General features: G+C 63.1%; 1 protein-coding gene. It reads right to left on the reverse strand.

The window, feature by feature from the left end; all coding sequences use genetic code 11:
* On the reverse strand, positions 1–2,225 hold a 2,225-nt coding region (locus QQS38_RS25870), incomplete at both ends, for a DUF6531 domain-containing protein (protein ID WP_479648180.1).

The following is a 2,225-nucleotide window of genomic DNA, read 5'->3' on the forward strand; positions in this document are numbered from 1 at the left end:
TGCCCCGCGCCGTCGTAGCTCAGCCGCTTCACCCCGCCCTTGGCATCCTTGACCTGCGTCACGAGCCCTTGCTCGTTGTAGCCGTATTCGGTCTTGTGCCCCAGCGGATCGATCTGCCCGGCCAGATTCCCCTTCTCGTCGTACTCCTGGCGCCAGACGTTCCCGTGCGGGTCGGTCAGCGCAATCATCTGCTCTTTCTTGTCGTACGCCATCTCCACGACGCTGCCGTCCACCCGATGGTGGCGGATCAAGTTGCCGCGCGCGTCGTAGATCATCTGCTCCACGCCGCCGTCGCGATGCACGTACTGCGTCAAGTTGTCGTGCTTGTCGCGATACATCCACTCTTCGCTGCCGTCCGGGTGAACGATGCGGAAGGTGTAGCCCTTGATGTCGTAGTAGTGCTGCGTGACGTTGCCCAGCGCGTCCGTCACATCCACGCGCCGGAAGTTCGGATGCCAGGCGAGGCGAATCTCCTCGCTGCCGTCGTCCAGCCATTCGCGCACGCATTTCGATTTCGGATCGGCGCCGTCCCACTGCAGGTTCGTGCCGCGCCCCGTGCGGTCCGTGTAGCGCGTCACCAAGTGCCGCTTGTACTGGTACTGCCACTTGTTGCCGTAGCGATCGGCGGCGGTGACGAGGTCGTTCTCGACGTCGTACGTATAACGCGCGAGCTTGGCGACCAAGTTGCCATCGGCGTCGTATTGCCCCGCCTCGACGATGCGCGAACGCTCGTCGTATTTGAATGCCACCTGCGTCGTGCCCGAGACGATGCGAAACAATCGCCCTTGATCGTCGTAGCCCAGCGTCAGTTGATTGCCCCGGCGATCGCGCAGCATCGCCAGGCGAAACCGCTCGCCGTCCTTCTCGAACAGCTCCAGCAGTTCATGCCCGCGCGTGAGCGCCAAATACTGCTCGTCAACGCGCGTCAGGCTCAAATCGGCCGCAAGATTCTCGTGCGTCTTGCCCGGCGCGAGCAACGGATAGTCCACGCTGCGGCCCGCCGCATCGTGATAGACGAGCTTCGATTCGTGAAGATCGAAGCGCGTCGTATACGGGGTGATCCAGCGGGCGCCCAGCGGCCCGTCTTCGTCGTTGGCCTCGAAGAACGACCGATACGTGCGCTGCCAAACGATGGGCATGGGCCCCGCGATCGAGAAGTCCACGTGCTCGATTTTTTCATCGCCCAGGGCAAAGCCGACCGAATGCGGACTGGCCTGCGCGGGCGCGGCCACCGGGCAATGCAGCTTGCACTGCTCCACCCCCGGGTGCTTGGCCGGCGCCGTATGCCTCATCGACTCGGCCGCCCCTTCGCCCCGCTGCTCCATCACGCGCGTCTTGCCCGAGCTCGGAATGCCGACGATATGATGCTGCGTCTTCGTCTTACGCCAGCGAGCCACACCGTCCTCGCCGATTTGGATGAGCCAGCCGATTTGGCCGATCTCATTGCCGCTCAGGCTACGCACGCGCCGCTTCACTTCCGGAATGCGCTTGCGCAATTCCGCGGAGATGAGCTTCAGGTCCTGGCCATAATCGGCATCGATGTACTTAGCCGTTTGCGTCACGGCATTGACCGTCAGCTTGGCGTCCACCTTGAACCAATCGACGATCAGCCCGCCGATGCCATCGAGCGCCTGCTTGGCGTCATAAGCCACGACCGCGGCCTTGACCTGGCTCGCATGGCGCTCGGCTGCGCGAACGTTGCCCTCGATGGCAAACCCTTTCTCGCCAGCGGCCTTCTCGAAGAGATCGGCCAGCGCCGTCATCAAATCACCGATGAGCGTGGCGCAATGCTCGAGCATCTCCGACAGGGCGTTCTTCACCAGCGTCAGAAACGACTCGATCTCCCCGGCATAGCGCTCATTCAGATTCGCCACGAGCGCATCCACCACCGCCGTGCCCAGCACCTGCGCGCCGCCTTCGAGCGCCGCCTTGCCGCTTTCGGCCACCTTCTGGCGAATGAGTTTGAGCATCGGCCGCGCGCCCATGCGGACCTCGGCCGTGCCCGGCGGAATCGGCACGATGCCGATCAGATCGAGCCCCAGATTGAGCCAATCGAATGCATCGACCGGTTTATCGCCGTGCTCGATCATCGCCTTGATATCCATCACGGCATCGACCGCGGCGAAAATGTTGGCCAGCACCGGAACCGTCTGCGCGACCGTCTTCAGTCGTTCGACCGTGATCAAACCCTTGCTGATGCTTTGCAGCCAAACATCGAGCGAATG

The sequence above is a fragment of the Trinickia sp. Z7 genome, from assembly GCF_056498045.1.